General features: G+C 64.9%; 15 protein-coding genes. 9 read left to right on the top strand and 6 right to left on the bottom strand.

The window, feature by feature from the left end:
- The first annotated feature begins 1 nt into the window (after position 1).
- The gene (gene pelG / locus HMPREF2886_RS16895) at positions 2–1372 is read left to right on the top strand and encodes an exopolysaccharide Pel transporter PelG (RefSeq protein WP_033968953.1); all 1371 of its coding nucleotides are present in this window, start codon (positions 2–4) and stop codon (positions 1370–1372) included.
- A gap of 39 nt (positions 1373–1411) precedes the next feature.
- Here pelG and HMPREF2886_RS16900 read toward each other — a convergent pair whose 3' ends face one another.
- Positions 1412–1642, bottom strand: coding sequence for a hypothetical protein (locus HMPREF2886_RS16900; protein WP_003091282.1), 231 nt, complete (start codon positions 1640–1642; stop codon positions 1412–1414).
- A 125-nt stretch (positions 1643–1767) separates the two neighbouring features.
- Between HMPREF2886_RS16900 and HMPREF2886_RS16905 the strand changes: the two genes are divergently transcribed.
- Together HMPREF2886_RS16905 and HMPREF2886_RS16910 are read left to right on the top strand one after the other, a co-directional pair.
- A complete protein-coding gene (locus HMPREF2886_RS16905; RefSeq protein WP_070747899.1) occupies positions 1768–2244 on the top strand; it encodes a helix-turn-helix domain-containing protein in 477 nt (158 codons plus the stop codon).
- Positions 2245–2281: 37 nt separating this feature from the next.
- Complete coding sequence (locus HMPREF2886_RS16910; RefSeq protein WP_033968949.1) at positions 2282–2758, top strand: helix-turn-helix domain-containing protein; 477 nt, start codon at positions 2282–2284, stop codon at positions 2756–2758.
- A gap of 95 nt (positions 2759–2853) precedes the next feature.
- Here the strand turns inward: HMPREF2886_RS16910 and HMPREF2886_RS16915 are convergent, their stop codons facing one another.
- The 3 genes from HMPREF2886_RS16915 to HMPREF2886_RS16925 all read right to left on the bottom strand — a co-directional run bounded on the left by HMPREF2886_RS16915 (position 2854) and on the right by HMPREF2886_RS16925 (position 6880).
- The gene (locus HMPREF2886_RS16915; RefSeq protein WP_070747901.1) at positions 2854–4758 is read right to left on the bottom strand and encodes a M14 family metallopeptidase; all 1905 of its coding nucleotides are present in this window, start codon (positions 4756–4758) and stop codon (positions 2854–2856) included.
- Positions 4759–4925: 167 nt separating this feature from the next.
- Positions 4926–5927, bottom strand: a complete 1002-nt coding sequence (locus HMPREF2886_RS16920) for an alpha/beta fold hydrolase (protein ID WP_058179047.1) — start codon at positions 5925–5927, stop codon at positions 4926–4928.
- 71 nt (positions 5928–5998) lie between these two features.
- A complete protein-coding gene (locus tag HMPREF2886_RS16925; protein ID WP_039027628.1) occupies positions 5999–6880 on the bottom strand; it encodes a DUF6685 family protein in 882 nt (293 codons plus the stop codon).
- A gap of 152 nt (positions 6881–7032) precedes the next feature.
- On the opposite strand from HMPREF2886_RS16925, the gene HMPREF2886_RS16930 reads away from it, so the two are divergent.
- Together HMPREF2886_RS16930 and HMPREF2886_RS16935 are read left to right on the top strand one after the other, a co-directional pair.
- Entirely contained in the window at positions 7033–7254 is a 222-nt protein-coding gene (locus HMPREF2886_RS16930) for a DUF2835 domain-containing protein (RefSeq protein WP_003103227.1), read from the top strand.
- Positions 7255–7310: 56 nt separating this feature from the next.
- Positions 7311–8339, top strand: a complete 1029-nt coding sequence (locus tag HMPREF2886_RS16935) for a quinone-dependent dihydroorotate dehydrogenase (RefSeq protein WP_070747903.1) — start codon at positions 7311–7313, stop codon at positions 8337–8339.
- Positions 8340–8426: 87 nt separating this feature from the next.
- Here the strand turns inward: HMPREF2886_RS16935 and rmf are convergent, their stop codons facing one another.
- On the bottom strand, positions 8427–8639 hold the full coding sequence (rmf, locus tag HMPREF2886_RS16940) for a ribosome modulation factor (protein WP_003103238.1): 213 nt from the start codon (positions 8637–8639) through the stop codon (positions 8427–8429).
- A 460-nt stretch (positions 8640–9099) separates the two neighbouring features.
- Between rmf and rlmKL the strand changes: the two genes are divergently transcribed.
- Positions 9100–11277 (top strand): bifunctional 23S rRNA (guanine(2069)-N(7))-methyltransferase RlmK/23S rRNA (guanine(2445)-N(2))-methyltransferase RlmL, encoded by a 2178-nt coding sequence (rlmKL, locus tag HMPREF2886_RS16945; protein ID WP_070747905.1) that lies wholly within the window; start codon positions 9100–9102, stop codon positions 11275–11277.
- 67 nt (positions 11278–11344) lie between these two features.
- Here the strand turns inward: rlmKL and dacB are convergent, their stop codons facing one another.
- On the bottom strand, positions 11345–12775 hold the full coding sequence (gene dacB, locus HMPREF2886_RS16950) for a D-alanyl-D-alanine carboxypeptidase/D-alanyl-D-alanine endopeptidase (protein WP_003160657.1): 1431 nt from the start codon (positions 12773–12775) through the stop codon (positions 11345–11347).
- 310 nt (positions 12776–13085) lie between these two features.
- On the opposite strand from dacB, the gene HMPREF2886_RS16955 reads away from it, so the two are divergent.
- The 3 genes from HMPREF2886_RS16955 (at position 13086) to HMPREF2886_RS16965 (ending at position 16718) form a co-directional block, all read left to right on the top strand.
- Positions 13086–13430, top strand: a complete 345-nt coding sequence (locus tag HMPREF2886_RS16955) for a YggL 50S ribosome-binding family protein (RefSeq protein ID WP_033968940.1) — start codon at positions 13086–13088, stop codon at positions 13428–13430.
- Between the two features lie 425 nt (positions 13431–13855).
- The gene (locus HMPREF2886_RS16960) at positions 13856–14479 is read left to right on the top strand and encodes a response regulator transcription factor (protein ID WP_003091268.1); all 624 of its coding nucleotides are present in this window, start codon (positions 13856–13858) and stop codon (positions 14477–14479) included.
- A gap of 13 nt (positions 14480–14492) precedes the next feature.
- The gene (locus HMPREF2886_RS16965) at positions 14493–16718 is read left to right on the top strand and encodes an ATP-binding protein (RefSeq protein ID WP_070747907.1); all 2226 of its coding nucleotides are present in this window, start codon (positions 14493–14495) and stop codon (positions 16716–16718) included.
- The last annotated feature ends 3 nt before the right edge of the window (positions 16719–16721 follow it).

The following is a 16721-nucleotide window of genomic DNA, read 5'->3' on the forward strand; positions in this document are numbered from 1 at the left end:
CATGGCCGGCATCGGCTTCGAACTGCGGAAGATCCTTTCCCGCGATTCCTATACGGCGACCCTGCGCGCCTACCTCTACGCCGGGCTGATCAGCTCCGGTCCCTGGGTGCTGTCGATCGTCAGCGTGATGCTGATCGGCGTGCTGAGCCTCGGCGTGGTGGTGCCGGACGTGCTGGTCCGGCAGTTCCTGATCACGGTGACCTACCTGATGGCGCTGTCGCTGATCTTCACCGGGGGCCTGCAACTGTTCTTCACCCGCTTCATTTCCGATCGCCTGTTCGAGCGCAAGCACGAGGCGATCCTGCCCAACCTGGTGGGCGTGCTGTTGCTGGTGACGCTGGCGGCGGGCCTGCTCTCGGCGATATTGCTGGCGACCCTGTTCGATGAGCCGTTCGCCTACCGCCTGCTGGTGATGGCCAACTTCGTGGTGCTCTGCAACCTGTGGCTGGTGATCATCTTCCTGTCGGGAATGAAGGCCTACAAGCGCATCCTGCTGGTGATGCTGATCGGCTACGCGCTGATGGTCGCCTGTGCCTACCTGCTGCGCTTCATGCAGATGGACGGCCTGCTGCTGGCGTTGCTGATCGGCCACGCCAGCCTGCTGTTCGTCTTCCTCTACGACATCCTCCGCGAGTACCCGGCCAGGCGCATGGTGGCCTTCGACTTCCTCGACCGCCGGCAGGTCTTCGTCAGTCTGCTGCTGACCGGCCTCTGCTACAACCTGGGAATCTGGATCGACAAGTTCATCTTCTGGTTCAACCCATCCACCTCGGACCTGGTGATCGGCCCGCTGCGCGCCTCGATCCTCTACGACCTGCCGATCTTCCTCGCCTACCTGTCGATCATTCCCGGCATGGCGGTGTTCCTGGTGCGCATCGAGACCGACTTCGCCGAATGGTACGAGCGGGTCTACGAGGCGATCCGCGGTGGCGAAACCCTGCAGCACATCGGCCTGCTCAAGGAGCAGATGATCCTCGCCATCCGCCAGGGCCTGCTGGAAATCTGCAAGGTGCAGGGGCTGGCGGTGGTCCTGCTGTTCCTGCTGGCGCCACAACTGCTCGGCTGGCTGGGAATTTCCCGCTACTACCTGCCGCTGTTCTACATCGACCTGATCGGGGTGAGCATCCAGGTAGTGTTCATGGCCTTGCTCAACGTCTTCTTCTACCTGGACAAGCGCCGCATCGTCCTCGAACTCTGCGTGCTGTTCGTGATCGTCAACGGCGCCCTGACCTTCGTCAGCCTGCTGCTCGGGCCGAGCTTCTTCGGCTACGGCTTCACCCTGTCGCTGCTGGTCTGCGTGCTGGTCGGGCTGTACCGCCTGACCACCGCGCTGGACGACCTGGAGTACGAGACCTTCATGCTCAATCGCTGAGGGGTTTCGCCGCGGCAGGGTCTTTCAGAAAGGGCCGATTCACCCGGTTGAATCGGCCCCTTTTTTTGCTTCCTCGATGCGTTTTTGCAGCTTCTGCATATCCACCAGGCGTTGCGTGCCGAAGGTTCGCATCGGCAGGTCGCCGCTCTCTATCCAGGCATAGAGCAGGTCCGGCCGGTCGCTGAGGCCGGTCAGGAAGGCGAAACGCATCAGGGTTATATAGCGGGGGCACTCGGCGAAACCCTCTTGGGGGAGTTCTTCCACTTTCATCAGGCGTCCTGCACCATGGTCCGATGTTGGAGGGGCACCCTCGGTCTAGAGGGCTTGGATTCATATTGATCTACTAACAGTTAGTGAATCAATATGAGTAGGGAACCATCAGACGCGGACTACACATGGTAAAGAATCGACGTTTGTTCACTGCTGGCAAGCGCTTGCGCGCCCTGCGCGAGCTGATGGGCTTGAGCCGTCCGCAGTTCGCCGAGTTGGTGGGGATGACGGCCAGGCGCCTGGAGAACATCGAGAACGAGCTGCAGCGCATGCACGACGAGGACTTCGAGAAGGTCTGCGGAACCTTCCCGGAGTTCAGCGACTGGATCGCCTATGAAGGCAGCATCGAGCCGCAGTCGATCGCCTGGAAGGTCGCCGATTCGGCGCAGGCGGCCGCGGTCTACCTGGTGGAGCGCAACCCGGTGCTGCTTGAGCAGCACGGCATCGACATGCAGGCCTGGCGCGAACGCCACCGCGAGATACGCGAGGCGCTGCTGGCGGCGGAACAGGCGCCGGAGGCGGAGCCGGCGCCCCTGGAAGAGCCGCCGGAACCCAGGCGCCAGCGGAAGAGGAAAACGCCCGCGAGCGGCAAGGGCGACTGAGGCGCATCGCGCCAGAAACGAAGGGAAGTATCTGTACATGGTCTATGTAGTGAGGAAGCGCTGCCTGTTTCGTGCCGGCGAGCGCCTGTTCGGGTTGCGCGGGCTGACGGGCTTGAACCGACCGCAGTTTTCCGAGGTGGTCGGCATGGACCCCAAGCGCCTGGAGAACATCGAGAGTGGCCGGCAGCGCATGCACGACGAGGATTTCGAGAAGGTCTGCGGGACCTTCCCGGAGTTCAGCGACTGGATCGCCTATGAAGGCAGCATCGAACCGCAGTCGATCGCCTGGAAGATCGCCGAGGCCGCCCAGGAAGCGGCGGTCTATCTGGTGGAGCGCAACCCCGAGCTGCTCGAGCTCCACGGTCTCGACGTGCCGGCCTGGCGCGAGAAGCATCGGGAAATCCTCAAGAAGGTGCGCAAGCGGGAGCTGTCGCCACCACCTGAAAAACCGCTGAAACCCAGGCGCAAGCGCAAGCCGAGAAGCAACCTGCCCACACCCACCGACGGTACCTGAGACCGGCCCCCTCTCCCCGTTTCCTCTCCCGCAAGCGGGAGAGGAAACGGGGCTCCCGAAGCCCCGCGTTATCCGCCGTCAGTCCCAGGTGGGCCTCAGAACACCACTCCTACCGGATAGACGAAGGCGTTCACGTCGTAGAACGGCGTGCGCTGGTAGAACCATTGCAGGCGCGCCTGCGGATCGGCGGCGAAGGCCTTGTCCTCGCGCAGGCGTTTGTCGAAGGCGGCCTTCAGCGCCGGGTCTTCCGCCAGCATCTTGCGCGCCATCGGCTCCATCACGTATTCCTCCGGCTCCTCGGCGGCCACCAGGGTGGAATTGAAGAAGCCCCAGGACCAGAAGGAATCCGGACTCTGCGGTTGCAGCAGGTCGATGGCCAGGACGCCCAGCGGCTGGGCGGTGTCGATCGACAGCGAGCCGGCCGGGAAGGTCTGCAGGCGCTGGAACGGCTTCGGCGTGCCGCCGACCAGCAGGCGACCTTCGTAGCCCGGAATCCGGTTGCCTTGCACGCGATCCGGTTCGAAGCCATCGGCGAGCTTGATGTCGTCCATGCGGTACAGGGTCACGGCGATTTCGGTCGGACGCTCCAGGGTGGTATAGCGGATGCCGTGGGCCTTGATCCGGGCGATCACCTCGTGCCACTGCGCCGGGACGATGAAACGCTGGGGACGCGGCACCACCAGGTCGGGTACGCCGTTGTCGGTCACCGGTAGTTTCAGCGTCTTCGGCCGGTTGCTCCAGACGATTGTACGGGCCCCGGTGACCGGCGATTGCTCGTAGCGGTAGTCGCCCACCACGAACGGCGTCTCGGCGGCCTCGCCCGGCTTCCAGGTGAGGATCACCTCCTTCTGCCGCAGCAGGCGCTCGCGGTCCCTGGCGATGGCCTGGCGCAGGCTGGCGGCCTGCTCGCCGATCACCTCGAACATCGCCTTGAGCATCACGTAGTTGCCCAGCACCTGGGTCTTGTACGGATGCAGGGCGTGTTGCTCGATGAGGATCGACGGCACGTTGCGGATGTCGCCGTACTGGTTGGAGAAGCGCGCCAGATCGGTGCGGTAGGGGTAGTAGCCCTGGGTCGGATCCTGGTTGTCGTTCAGGCTGATGCATTCATGGACCATGTGCCCGAGGCTTTCCAGCGCCTGGTACACCGGCTTGCGCATGACCTGGTCCATCCAGGCGCTGCTCGCCGGTGACCAGCCGTTGCCGTTGTGGCAGTAGGAGCTGTCGTAGGGATACATGGCGCCGTCGGTGGAGTGGGTGTCGGCGAAGAAGCTCAGCTCGTAGTGGTTGAACACCCAGGCGACGTTGCGGATCTCCGCGCTGTCGAGCTTGGTGAAGTCGCGGTTGAGGTTGAGATTGCGGCCGTTCACCCGCCAGCCGGTTTCCCGCGGGCCGTTCTGGTTGATCCGCCCGTAGGCGCTGCGGCGCAGGTCGCCGTCGACGTTGACCACCGGAATGAACAGCAGGTTGATCTTCTCCAGCAGCCCGGCGAGCGGACGATCGGCAGCGCTCATGTCGCGCAGCAGCATGAACATGGCGTCCTTGCCGTTGGCCTCGCCGGGATGGATCTCGGCTTCCACCAGCAAGGTCGGCTTGGCGGAGCGCTTCAGGCCGGCGGCGGACTTGTCGGCCTCGGTGGAGGCGGTCACCAGCAGCATCGGATGGCCCTCGGCGCTGCGCTCGGGCAACTCGCGCAGGGCGATGCGGCCGGAGGAGGCGGCCACCAGTTTCTCCAGGTAGGCGCGGGTCTCGCGGTAGTCGCTGGTGCGCTGGAAGTCGCTGCTCTCGGCCTGGGTGATCAAAGGGTCGCCGGGCTTGGCGAGGTAGCGCAGGCTGCCCAGCCTCTGCTCGAACATCGGTGGCAGGATGCGCTGGCGGGCCGCGGCCGGGTAGGCGCTGTCATCGATATAGGCGGGCGCGTGGGGCAGCTCCGCGTGAGCGGGCAGGACGCTCGCCAGCAGGACGCCGGCGAGTAGCGAACGGGGTTGGCAAGGGAACACGATGAACCTCCATGTGGATGGGAACGGCCGCGGCGTGGGCGGGCTTGCGCGACGCGAGCCACGCGTCGTCGCGCAGCCAGTGCAGTGAAACGCCGACGGCAGGCATCGGTGTTGACGCCGGGCAAGGCGCGGCGAAGCCGATGGCGAGAGCGCCGCCGGTGGATGGTTCAGGGCTGGGTTTGCAGACCCTTCAGCAGTGCCTGGTGGAAGCGTTCCGGAGCCTGTATCTGCGGGGTATGGCCAAGGTCGGGGAATTCCACCAGGGTCGCCTGGGGAATCCGTCGGGCGGCGTCCTTGCCCAGTTGCGCGTAGTTGCCCAGCCTGGCTTTCAGTTCCGCCGGCGCGGCGTCCTTGCCGATGGCGGTGTTGTCTTTCTCGCCGATCAGCAGCAGGGTCGGCATCTGCAACCGATCCAGTTCGTAGACCACCGGCTGGGTGAAGATCATGTCGTAGGTCAGCGCCGAGTTCCAGGCCACCGACTCGCGCCCCTTGCCGCGATACATACCGGCCTGCATCCGTACCCAGCGATCGAATTCGGGGCGCCATTCGCCGGCGTAGTAGGTGGCTTGCTGGTATTGGCGAATGCCTTCGGCGCTGGTCTGCAAGTCGCGCCTGTACCAGTCGTCGACGCTGCGCCAGGGCACGCCCAGGGCCTTCCAGTCCTCCAGGCCGATGGGGTTGACCAGCACCAGTCGTTCGACCTGCCGCGGATAGAGCAGGGCGTAGCGGGTAGCGAGCATGCCGCCCATGGAGTGGCCGATCACGCTGGCCCGGGCGACGCCGAGCCGTTCCAGCAGGGCGTGGGTGTTGGCTGCCAGTTGCTGGAAGCTGTACTGGTAATGGGCCGGCTTGCTCGACTTGCAGAAACCGACCTGGTCGACGGCGATCACCCGGTAGCCGGCATCGGCGAGCACGTCGATGGTGCGCTCCCAGGTCCCGGCGCAGAAATTCTTGCCGTGCATGAGCAGGATGGTGCGGCCGTTGGCTTTCTCCGGCGCGACGTCGAGGTAGGCCATGCTCAGCGGCTGTCCCTGGGAGGTGAAGTCCAGATAATGCACCGGATAGGCGTAGTCGAAGCCTTCCAGGCGTTCGCCGTAGACCGGCGCCTGGCTGGCCAGCGCCGGCCCGCAGGCGAGGGCGAGACAGAGACTGAGGCGGGGTAGGGACATGCGATCGCTCCTGTGTGGGTCTGCTGGAGGATGCACGTCAGGGCGCGAGCTGGCCAGTCCTGGCCGGTTGCCTACAGTTGCTTCAGATACTTCACCACGTCTGCCGCGCCAGCCGCCCGCAGACCTTCGCCGAGGGCATCGGCGCGTTCGTCGTTGCGGGGCAGCAACAGGCATTCCGGGGTTTCCGGGGTGAACAGGGCGAGTCGCGCATAGGGCAGGCCGGTATCCAGCAGCAGGCTCATGAAGGTCGGTTCGGACCAGGCCTCGCTCGGAATCCGCAGCATGTGGTAGCGCTGTTCCAGTTCGTCCAGCGCGCCGGGCTCCAGTTCGTAGTGTTCCAGGTGGGCCGGCAGCTTCAGGTCCAGTTCGCGGCGGCGGGCGTAGACGATCGCCGCGGCGAAGGCGCAGGCCTGGCGTTCGCCCGCCCAGAACAGGCGTTCGCCGTGCCAGGCGGCCTGGCGCAGGCGGATGCTGTCGCCGTTGGTGAAACGCGGCAGGGCCAGGCTCAGGGCCTTGACGAAATCCTTGTAGCTGATGATCCGTACGCCCCGGCAGACCTCGGCCGTGGCCAGGTCCTCCAGGCGTGGGCAAGGTGCCTGGACGAGGATCTCGCGGCTGCATACGCCTTCGATGGTCTTCAGGTCGACCGACTCCAGGGTGGAGTGGCTGACCCGCACCAGGCGCTTGAGGACCGCGTGGGCTTCCGCCTTGTCTTCCTGGACCGGGCCGGACAGCGCGCCGCGCGGCAGGTCGACCAGGGTGTGCAGAGGCGGTCCGGCCTGCCACCAGACGCTCGGCTCCGGCCGTCGCAATGCTTGGAACGGCAGCTCGAGGGCGGCCGCCCGTTCGCGCAGCTCCCGGCCATCGCTTCGCGCGGCACCCAGGCGCAGGCGATTGGCGAGTGCGGAAAGGCGACCGGTGAAGGTACTGTTGCTACGCGAGTTGGAACTCATGATCGACGGAGGGCTCCTCGGGCTCGGCGACCGACGCGGAAAGGGGCGGGAGGGGACGGCGACGGTCCGTCCATTGAAGCACAGGTTCGGGCGTGACATTCAACCGCGTGGTTTGTGGCAAGCTGTCGTGGTTCATTCAAGCGGGGGGCTCCATGCCCAGTCTCATCATGGATATCGCCCTGTCCGGCGAACGCCTGCAGGCCATCTACGGCGGCAGGGCCAATCGGGTCCTGCTGCGCAGTCGCGACGGTCGCCGGGTGAACCTGCCGGCCCATCACCTGCGTCCGTTCATCGGCCACGATGGCGTGCATGGCACGTTCCGCCTCGATTTCAGCGAGGATGGCCGCCTGCTGGCGCTGCAACGCCTCGCCTGAGCGGGCGCTCGACGGCTATAATCGGCACCCTTCATTCTGCCGACCGATACCCGACCATGTACACCCTGGCCCGCCAGCTGCTGTTCAAACTGTCCCCGGAAACCTCCCACGAACTGTCCATCGACCTGATCGGGGCCGGCGGCCGCCTGGGCCTGAACCGCCTGCTGATGCCCCAGCCGGCCAGTCTACCGGTCTCTGTGCTGGGCCTGGAGTTTCCCAACCCGGTGGGGCTGGCCGCGGGCCTGGACAAGAACGGCGACGCCATCGACGGGTTCGGCCAGCTCGGCTTCGGCTTCATCGAGATCGGCACCGTCACTCCGCGACCGCAGCCGGGCAATCCCAAGCCGCGCCTGTTCCGCCTGCCGCAAGCCAACGCGATCATCAATCGCATGGGCTTCAACAACCACGGCGTCGACCACCTGCTGGCGCGGGTGCGCGCGGCGAAGTATCGCGGCGTGCTGGGGATCAACATCGGCAAGAACTTCGATACCCCGGTGGAGCGCGCGGTCGACGACTACCTGACCTGCCTGGACAAGGTCTACGCCGACGCCAGCTACGTCACCGTCAACGTCAGCTCGCCGAACACACCCGGCCTGCGCAGCCTGCAATTCGGCGATTCGCTCAAGCAACTGCTGGAGGCACTGCGCCAGCGCCAGGAAGCGCTGGCGCTGCGGCATGGCCGGCGGGTACCGCTGGCGATCAAGATCGCCCCGGACATGACCGACGAAGAGACCGCGCTGGTCGCCGCGGCGCTGGTCGAGGCGGGGATGGACGCAGTGATCGCGACCAATACCACTCTCGGCCGCGAAGGCGTGGAAGGCCTGCCGCATGGCGACGAGGCGGGTGGCTTGTCCGGCGCGCCGGTGCGGGAAAAGAGCACGCACACGGTGAAGGTGCTGGCCGGCGAGCTGGGCGGACGGCTGCCGATCATTGCCGCCGGCGGTATCACCGAGGGCGCGCACGCGGCGGAGAAGATCGCTGCCGGGGCGAGCCTGGTGCAGATCTATTCGGGTTTCATCTACAAGGGGCCGGCGTTGATCCGCGAAGCGGTGGACGCCATCGCCGCATTGCCGCGGCGGAATTGAAAAGGGCTCCTTGCGGAGCCCTTGGGCTTGCGCCCGCCGCCCGGATGGGGCGTGCCTTGGGGAAATCGGTGCTATCCGTGTTGTCGCTTACACGTGCTGGAGTTGATTGAGACGTTGTAAGCCGGCCGTACCAGTGAGACCGTCCCAGTTGTCGCCGCGGCCCTCGCGCCAGCCGTTGAGCCAGGACTGCCGCGTCGTAGGATGGGTGAACGGACAAAGATCACGAGATTTACCGGTTATGCCGTTCTGATAACCACGCAAGAAGGCTCTTTCCAACGGATCACGCTTAAGTCTTCTCATAGGGTGTTGCCCTCACTTGTTGACTGTTATGTCCCGTTGGCCCCCAGGGGAGGCCTGGCGAAGCTTTCGCCGAAAGGGGTCGTTGCCGGCGTGACGACCCTCGCCCGACACCGTTGCGGTGGCGGATTAACTGGAGTTCTAACCAAAGCGTTCAGGTGTGTGAATGACCGATTTGTCATAAAGACTTAACGCTTTCGTCGATAGGGCCATATGTTGCAGGCTCATGACGCCTGGTTTCCGGCGCTAACGCCGTAGGGTCGCGGGGTTGCGCCTTATAACGTTTTGCACCCCCACCAATTGAGATTTCCTCGCATTCCGACGAAGGGTCGCCCAGACTGCGACTCGGGGTCGCAGCGAGCAACGCCGGGAGCGTTCCGGCAATCGAACCACGGCACCTGGTGCCAAAGAAGTGCCCATGAGGGTGCTTCCACTGACAAGGGCTACGGCCCGGGAAGGCGATATGGCTGATGTTTACGAATTGTTTCTGACCTGCCCGAAAGGCCTGGAAAGCCTGCTTCTCGAAGAGGCGCAGGGGCTCGGCCTGGACGAGGCGCGCGCCCAGGTGTCGGCGGTGCGCGGGCAGGGCAGCCTGGAGGTGGCCTATCGCCTCTGCCTGTGGTCGCGCCTGGCCAACCGGGTCTTGCTGGTGCTGGCGCGATTTCCGGTGGAGAACGCCGAGTCCATGTACATGGCGGTCCACGCGGTGAACTGGGAAGACCACCTGGACGCCGGCGGCACGCTGGCGGTGGAGTTCAGCGGCAAGGGCTCGGGCATCGACAACACCCATTTCGGGGCGCTGAAGGTCAAGGATGCGATCGTCGACAACCTGCGCGAGCGCTCCGGCCGGCGCCCGTCGGTGGACAAGGTCAATCCGGACGTGCGCGTCCACCTGCACCTCGACCGCGGCCAGGCGACCCTCTCCGTGGACCTCTCCGGGCATAGCCTGCACCAGCGTGGCTATCGTCTGCAGCAGGGCGCCGCGCCGCTGAAGGAGAACCTGGCGGCGGCGGTGCTGATCCGTGCCGGCTGGCCGAAGATCGCCGCCGAGGGCGGTGCCCTGGCCGACCCGATGTGCGGCGTCGGCACCTTCCTGGTCGAGGCGGCGCTGATGGCTGCCGATATCGCGCCGAACCTCAGGCGCGAGCGCTGGGGCTTCAGCAATTGGCTGGGTCACGTGCCGGCGCTGTGGCGCAAGCTCCACGAGGAAGCCCAGCAGCGCGCGGCGGCCGGCCTGGCCAGGCCGCCGTTGTGGATTCGCGGCTACGAGGCCGACCCGCGCCTGATCCAGCCGGCGCGCAACAATATCGAGCGTGCCGGAGTGGCCGACTGGGTGAAGATCTACCAGGGCGAACTGGCGACTTTCGAGCCGCGCCCGGACAAGGGCCAGACCGGCCTGGTGATCTGCAACCCGCCCTATGGCGAGCGCCTCGGCGACGAAGCCAGCCTGCTGTATCTCTACCAGAACCTCGGCGAGCGCCTGCGCCAGAGCTGCATCGGCTGGAACGCCGGGGTGTTCACCGGGGCGCCGGAACTGGGCAAGCGCATGGGTATCCGCAGCCATAAGCAATACGCGTTCTGGAACGGCGCGTTGGCCTGCAAGCTGCTGATGATCCAGGTCGAGCCGCGCCAGTTCGTCACCGGCGAGCGTGGCGAACGCAACGACGAAGGCCTGGCGCGGGCGCCGAGCGAGCCGGCACGGCTGAGCGAGGGCGGGCAGATGTTCGCCAATCGCCTGCAGAAGAACCTCCGGCAACTGGGCAAATGGGCGCGCCGCGACAAGATCGAGTGCTATCGCCTGTATGACGCCGACATGCCGGAGTATGCCCTGGCGGTGGATATCTACGGCGATTGGGTTCACGTCCAGGAATACGCCGCGCCCAAGTCGATCGATCCGGCAAAAGCCCAGGCGCGCCTGTTCGACGCCCTGGCGGCTATTCCGCAGACCCTGGGCGTTGCCCAGGAGCGGGTGGTGGTCAAGCGCCGCGAGCGCCAGGCCGGCAAGAAGCAGTACGAACGGCAGAGCAGCGAGGGCAAGTTCCTCGAGGTGGGCGAGGGCGATGTGCGCCTGCTGGTGAACCTGACCGATTACCTGGATACCGGGCTGTTCCTCGATCACCGGCCGATGCGCCTGCGCATCCAGAAGGAGGCGGCCGGCAAGCGCTTCCTCAACCTGTTCTGCTATACCGCCACGGCCACCGTGCATGCGGCCAGGGGCGGCGCGCGCAGCACCACCAGCGTCGACCTGTCGAAGACCTATCTGGACTGGGCGCGGCGCAACCTGTCGCTCAACGGCTTTTCCGACAAGCAGCGCCTGGTGCACGGCGACGTGATGGAGTGGTTGCGGGAAGACGATGGCCAGTACGAACTGATCTTCATCGACCCGCCGACCTTCTCCAACTCCAAGCGCATGGAAGGCGTATTCGATGTGCAGCGCGACCACGTCGAGCTGCTCGACCTGGCCATGGCGCGGCTGGCGCCGGGCGGGGTGCTGTATTTCTCCAACAACTTCCGCAAGTTCGAACTGGACGAGAGCGTGCAGGCCCGCTATGCGGTCGAAGAGATCACTGGCGAAACCCTCGATCCGGATTTCGCGCGTAATCCGAAGATCCATCGGGCCTGGAGAGTCACCGTTCGCTGAGGCGAGCGGTATTCATGAAAAAGGCCGCCGGCGGACAACCGCTGGCGGCCTTTTTTCGTGCTGCGCCTTATTTCCGCGCGTGCAGGCTCAGCAGTACCTGGTCGAGGATCGCCGAAGCGCCCCACGGCCGCGGGCTGTTGAGGATCGCCACCACCACCCAGTTGTGGCCGCTGGCGTCGCGGCTGAAGCCGGCGAGGGCGCGCACGGTGTTGAGGGTGCCGGTCTTCACGTGCGCCTCGCCGACCAGTGCGGTGCGCCGCAGGCGTTTGCGCATGGTGCCGTCGAGGCCGGCCAGCGGCAGCGAGGAGATGTACTCCGGTGCATAGGGGCTGTGCCAGGCGGCTTGCAGCATCGCCGCCATCTCACGGGCGCTGACCCGTTCCTGGCGCGACAGTCCCGAGCCGTTCTCCATCACCAGGCGCGGCGCGGTGATGCCCTTGCGCGCCAGCCACTGCCGCACCACCCGCTGCGCGGCCTGGGCGTCGTCGCCGTCGGCACTGTTGCGGAACTGCGCGCCGATGGAGAGGAACAACTGCCGGGCCATGGTGTTGTTACTGTATTTGTTGATGTCGCGGATGATTTCGACCAGGTCTGGCGAGAAGGCCTTGGCGATCAGGGTGGCGTTGCGCGGTACGCTGCCCTGGCGATCCTTGCCGAGGATGCTGCCGCCCAGTTCCTGCCAGATGCCGCGCACCGCGCCGGCGGTGTAGCCGGGGTGGTCGAGCAGCGACATGTAGGTCTGCGCGCTACAGCCCTGGGGAATCTGTCCGGTGGCCAGCAGGGTGGTGCCGTCGAACTGGGTCACCGGGCTGAAGCGCAGCTTCGGCCAGGCCGGGCAGGTGGCCGGCGCGGTCATCTTCACCTGGTTGTCGATGCGTACGTTGGCCAGCGGCGGGTCCATCTGCACGTTGACCTTGTTGCCGTCGGTGCGCACCACCATGCGCACGCTCTTCAGGTTGACCAGCAGCGAGTCCGGACCGACCAGGAACGGCTTGGTGTCGTCGCCGCCGTCGTCGTTGAATACCGGCAACTGCGGGATGTTGAAGTAGCTGCGGTCGAGTACCAGGTCACCGGTGACCTTGGTCACGCCATTGGCGCGCAGGTCGCGCATCAGCAGCCAGAGCTTCTCCATGTTCAGTTTCGGATCGCCGCCGCCCTTGAGGTAGAGGTTGCCGTTGAGCACTCCGTTCTTGAGCTGGCCGTCGGTGTAGAACTCGGTCTTCCACTGGTAGGTCGGGCCGAGCATTTCCAGGGCGGCATAGGTGGTGAACAGCTTCATGGTCGAGGCCGGGTTCACCGATACGTCGGCGTTGTAGTAGGTGGGGTTGCCCGGGCCGTCGAGCGGAATCAGCACCAGCGACAGATCGTTGCCGGTCAGCTTGTTGGTCTGCAGGGCTTTCTGCACGTTGGCCGGCAGGGTGGCGTTGACCTGGGCGAGGGTGGGAAGGGCAAAAGGCAGGAGCGTGGCGAAGGCAAGAGTACGCAGCGACTTGAACATTAATGAAGAACCCTTGAAGACGGAGGGTAGAAAATGAAATGAAGATGAAAAACGAAGCGAACCTGAAAAAAGAGACGGGCATCACGCGAAGAGGCCGTCTTGCTCATTATGCCGCAAGGCGGATAACGATGCGCTGGAGTTTCGCGGAGTTCGCCGTCATATCGCCGAATGGTCGGAACTGGTAGAGTGCGCCGGCAATCCGGCCGCGCCGCGCGGAGCTTGCCGGGGGTCGCCCGCGGCTCCAGCGGCGTCGGCTACTGTCTGTAATGCGAGGCTCCGCCAATGGAGCGTCAATCCAGGAGATGCCGCCATGGCTACTAATCGTTCCCGCCGCCTGCGCAAGAAATTGTGCGTCGATGAATTCCAGGAGCTGGGTTTCGAATTGAACTTCCACTACAAGGAAGGCGTGGATGCCGATGCGGTGAACGCTTTCATGTTGCGCTTCATCGACCAGGCGATCGAAGCCAACGAACTGACCTATGGCGGCTGTGACGAATTCGGTTTCGTCTGCCTGGCGCGCCGTGGCTCGGTCAATGAAGAACAGCGGACCCTGATCGAGGCCTGGTTGAAGCAGCAACCGGAACTGGCCAGCGTCGAGGTCGGCGCGTTGGTCGACGCCTGGTACCCGGAACAGCCTGTCCTGCCGAAGCTCTAAGCGATAGCGCCGCCATCCCGCCCGAGGATGGCGGTCGCGTTTTCCCTCTCTTCAATCCTGCCCCGGCGCCATCTGGCCTGGCGCCCGTCGTGCTTTCCTTTGGCCAGCCCAAGGCATGTCGCGGCTTGTGGCCGTACATGCGGATAGCAATACTTCGAAGCCCCTGACGAACTATTCAACTCGCTCTGGCAGATAACGAGCCGGGAGGGCGCGTATATATGCGGGTGTTTTTCATGCAGATAACCAGGGCAATTGCTTGGCAATATACGAGGTTTTGAATTCGCCGTAAGAAATAAATTAAGTTTCCGTGAGAATATTCCTTAAAGCATATGAGTTGCCATCGAATATCTCGACAATATGGCTCCCGTCTATATCTTGCTCAGGAGGAATTTTTTCTGAATTTTTATTGGCAAGGAAATCAGACAATGAGCCGTATTCTGATAGTCGACGATCATCCCGTGATTCGCATGGCCATGAAGATGTTGCTGGAAGCCGAAGGGCACCAGATCGTCGGCGATACCGATAATGGCGTGGATGCCATCAGCCTCGGGCGGGAGCTGAAGCCGGACCTGGTCATCCTCGATATCGGCATTCCCAGGCTGGACGGCCTCGAGGTCATCAGCCGCCTGATGGTGCTGGCGTTGCCCCTGAAGATCCTCGTCCTGACCGGCCAGAGCGCCTCGCTCTTCGCCCTGCGCAGCATGCAGGCGGGCGCCGCCGGGTTCGTCTGCAAGCAGGGCGGACTGGCCGAACTGGTGACGGCGGTGAATGCGGTCGCCTCGGGATACAGTTACTTTCCCAGCTCGGCCATGCGTCCTGTGCAACAGGGTGCCTATTCCGACGATGTGGAATTGCTCGGACGCCTGTCCGATCGCGAAGTATCGGTATTGCAATATCTCAGCCAGGGTTATTCGAACAAGCAGATATCCGAGCAGATGTTTATCAGCAACAAGACCGTCAGCACTTACAAGGCGCGCTTGTTGTTGAAGTTGAACGCCGGCTCGCTGGTGGATCTCATCGAGTTCGCCAAACGCAATACGCTTATCTAAGGGCCGGAACCGAATGAAGTTCCAGAAACGCAGTGCGTGCATGCTCGGCCTGCTTCTTATATTCGCCTGCATGGCGGGATATGCCGTTCCGGCGAGGGCGACGGGTGGCGAATATTCTTCCATGCCCCGGATTCCCGCTCCGGATCGTGCGGAGGACGCCGATGCGGTCGTCGAAGCGCCACTACGCCAGGCTGCCGACGGGCTGCGCTCGCCATCCCCTTCCAGCCTTGTGCTCGGCCTGCTGGTAGCCTGCCTGGTCTGCGTCGGATGCCTGGGCTGGAATACCGTCCTGCAGCTCAAGCTCAGGCGCTGGCAACGTACCGAAGCCGACCTGAGCGGCCGCCTGGCATTGAAGCAGGCGCTGGTCGACGGGATTCCCTACCCGGTGAGCATCCGCACGCTCGACGGTCGCCTGCTGGCCTGCAACCGCAATTACCTGGAAAGCCTGCGGATGACCCGTGAGCAGGCCCGCGGCACCCTGTTGACCGATTCCGACTGGGTCGAGGGCAGCAAGGCACGGCTCATGCACCAGCAGTGCCTGGCGGTGGCTCGGGGAGGAACGGCGAGCTTCACCGACATGGCGGTGCGCATCGGTGGGCAATTGCTGGAGATCCACCATTGGGTCACGCCCTACAGGGATCGCCAGGGACGGGTGCTCGGCCTGATGAACGGCTGGATCGACATCACCGAACGGGAGCGCCTGGCCCGCCAGTTGCGCGAGGCGATGCGCCAGGCGGACGAGGCGAATCGGGCGAAGAGCGTCTTCCTGGCGACCATGAGCCACGAGATCCGTACGCCGATGAATGCGGTCATCGGCATCCTCGAACTGGTCCTGCAGCGCCTGGCGCCGGAGCAGCGCGAACGCGCCTCGCTGGAGGTCGCCTACGAGGCTGCGGGGTCGCTGCAACTGCTTATCGGCGACATCCTCGACGTCGCCAAGATCGAGTCCGGCCACCTGACCCTCACGCCCGAGCGGGTTCGCCTGCGCCATGTCGTGGATTCGGTGCGCCGCATGTTCGAAGGCCTGGCCCGGCAGAAAGGCCTGAGACTCGTTGTGGAGCTGGACGATGCCCCGGGGCGGGACGTGCTGATCGATCCCCTGCGTTTCAAGCAGGTGCTCTCCAACCTGGTGAGCAATGCGATCAAGTTCACCGAGCGGGGACAGGTGACGATCCGTCTCCAGGAAAGGAGCCTGGACGAGGGGAGGGCGATCGTCCGGGTGGCCGTGGAGGATTCCGGTATCGGTATCGCTCCGGCGGACCAGGCGCGCCTGTTCCAGCCTTTCATCCAGGTGGCCAAGGGACGCACGGTGCAGGGCGGGACCGGCCTCGGGCTGGCGATCTGTCGCAAGCTGGTGGACCTCATGGGTGGCGATGTCGAGATGCACAGCGAGCCGGGCAAAGGCACCCGGGTGTCGCTCGACCTGCTATTGCGCCAGTGCGGGCCGAAAATGCCTGAATCCGGCCAGGACCCACTGGCAGCATCCATGGAGCCGTCTCGCCGCCTGCATATCCTCATCGCCGACGACTATCCGCCCAACCGGGTACTGCTGCGCCAGCAACTGGAGTTTCTCGGCCACCGGGTGGCGGAAGCGGAGGATGGCCAGGTGGCTCTGGAACTCTGGGCCGACGAGCGCTTCGAGGTGCTGATCAGCGACTGCAACATGCCGCGCCTGAACGGCTATCAGCTGGCACGCAGGATACGCATCCAGGAACGGTGCGAGCGGCGCGCGCCGATCCTGATCCTCGGCTATACCGCCGATGCCGAGCCGGACGAGGTACAGCGCTGCCGCGACGCGGGCATGGATGATTGCCTGTTCAAGCCGCTCGGCCTGGAGACCCTGCGCAACTACCTCGCGACTTCTTTCGGCCGCGACGCCGCGCAGCCCGGGGGGCTCTATGACGCGGACGCCCTCAGCAGCCTCGGCGGCGGCCGCCCGGAACGGCTGCGCGAACTGCTGGAGACCCTGCTAGGCAGCAACCGTCAGGACCTCCAGCGCCTTGCCATCCTCCTGCGCGAGGGGGACAGGACCCGGCTCGCCGAGCATGCACACCGCATCAAGGGCGCCGCGCGGATGATCGGGGCGCGTACCCTGCTGGAGGCCTGCGAGGCCCTGGAGGACGCCTGCCGGCGAAGTGGCGACGGGGAGTGCCTGCAGGCGCTTGGCGAAAGACTCCGGCTGGCCCTGGAGGCGTTGCAGGAGGAACTCCAGGAGCAATTGGCGGCCGCTGCGGTATGAGCC

The organism is Pseudomonas sp. HMSC066A08, from assembly GCF_001813025.1.
Lineage (GTDB): Bacteria > Pseudomonadota > Gammaproteobacteria > Pseudomonadales > Pseudomonadaceae > Pseudomonas > Pseudomonas aeruginosa.

Bases quoted from the DNA above. Each gene is read 5' to 3' on its own strand.
- rmf (WP_003103238.1), bottom strand. From the start codon at position 8,639: ATGAGAAGACTTAAGCGTGATCCGTTGGAAAGAGCCTTCTTGCGTGGT.
- HMPREF2886_RS16960 (WP_003091268.1), top strand. From the start codon at position 13,856: ATGAGCCGTATTCTGATAGTCGACGATCATCCCGTGATTCGCATGGCC.
- dacB (WP_003160657.1), bottom strand. From the start codon at position 12,775: ATGTTCAAGTCGCTGCGTACTCTTGCCTTCGCCACGCTCCTGCCTTTT.
- HMPREF2886_RS16900 (WP_003091282.1), bottom strand. From the start codon at position 1,642: ATGAAAGTGGAAGAACTCCCCCAAGAGGGTTTCGCCGAGTGCCCCCGC.
- HMPREF2886_RS16910 (WP_033968949.1), top strand. From the start codon at position 2,282: ATGGTCTATGTAGTGAGGAAGCGCTGCCTGTTTCGTGCCGGCGAGCGC.
- pelG (WP_033968953.1), top strand. From the start codon at position 2: ATGGCCGGCATCGGCTTCGAACTGCGGAAGATCCTTTCCCGCGATTCC.
- HMPREF2886_RS16925 (WP_039027628.1), bottom strand. From the start codon at position 6,880: ATGAGTTCCAACTCGCGTAGCAACAGTACCTTCACCGGTCGCCTTTCC.
- HMPREF2886_RS16905 (WP_070747899.1), top strand. From the start codon at position 1,768: ATGGTAAAGAATCGACGTTTGTTCACTGCTGGCAAGCGCTTGCGCGCC.
- HMPREF2886_RS16935 (WP_070747903.1), top strand. From the start codon at position 7,311: ATGTACACCCTGGCCCGCCAGCTGCTGTTCAAACTGTCCCCGGAAACC.
- HMPREF2886_RS16930 (WP_003103227.1), top strand. From the start codon at position 7,033: ATGCCCAGTCTCATCATGGATATCGCCCTGTCCGGCGAACGCCTGCAG.
- HMPREF2886_RS16920 (WP_058179047.1), bottom strand. From the start codon at position 5,927: ATGTCCCTACCCCGCCTCAGTCTCTGTCTCGCCCTCGCCTGCGGGCCG.
- HMPREF2886_RS16955 (WP_033968940.1), top strand. From the start codon at position 13,086: ATGGCTACTAATCGTTCCCGCCGCCTGCGCAAGAAATTGTGCGTCGAT.
- HMPREF2886_RS16965 (WP_070747907.1), top strand. From the start codon at position 14,493: ATGAAGTTCCAGAAACGCAGTGCGTGCATGCTCGGCCTGCTTCTTATA.
- rlmKL (WP_070747905.1), top strand. From the start codon at position 9,100: ATGGCTGATGTTTACGAATTGTTTCTGACCTGCCCGAAAGGCCTGGAA.